1 protein-coding gene is annotated in these 275 nt (G+C 37.8%); it reads left to right on the top strand.

The annotated features are described in order from the left end of the window. Positions 1 to 223, top strand: a 223-nt coding sequence (locus tag H3T96_RS14680; RefSeq protein ID WP_144093591.1) for a cation transporter, incomplete at its 5' end; no start/stop codon positions are given. Between the last annotated feature and the right edge of the window lie 52 nt (positions 224 to 275).

Here is a 275-nt window from a genome sequence, read left to right as displayed (position 1 = left end):
GAGCTGCGCATCATGCGTTAGTCGAGTTGAGAAAGCACTAAAGAAGATTGATGGTGTGATTGACGTCAGTGTTAATCTTGCTACAAAAAAAGCAACCGTTAACACTAATGCCAATGTTGAATTAGAAACATTAATGTCGGCAGTAGACAAAGCAGGTTATCATGCAGTTAAAATTAACGATCAACAAAGACAGTTAAGGGATGCATCAAATGAAAACAGTTGAATACAATTTTTTTGTTGAGGATATGAGCTGCGCATCATGCGTTAGTCGAGTT

Source organism: Gilliamella sp. W8136 (assembly GCF_016101285.1).
GTDB classification, from domain to species: domain Bacteria; phylum Pseudomonadota; class Gammaproteobacteria; order Enterobacterales; family Orbaceae; genus Gilliamella; species Gilliamella apicola_N.
Note: the sequence above shows the minus strand (reverse complement) of the source record. Positions and strands in the feature narration are given on the sequence as shown.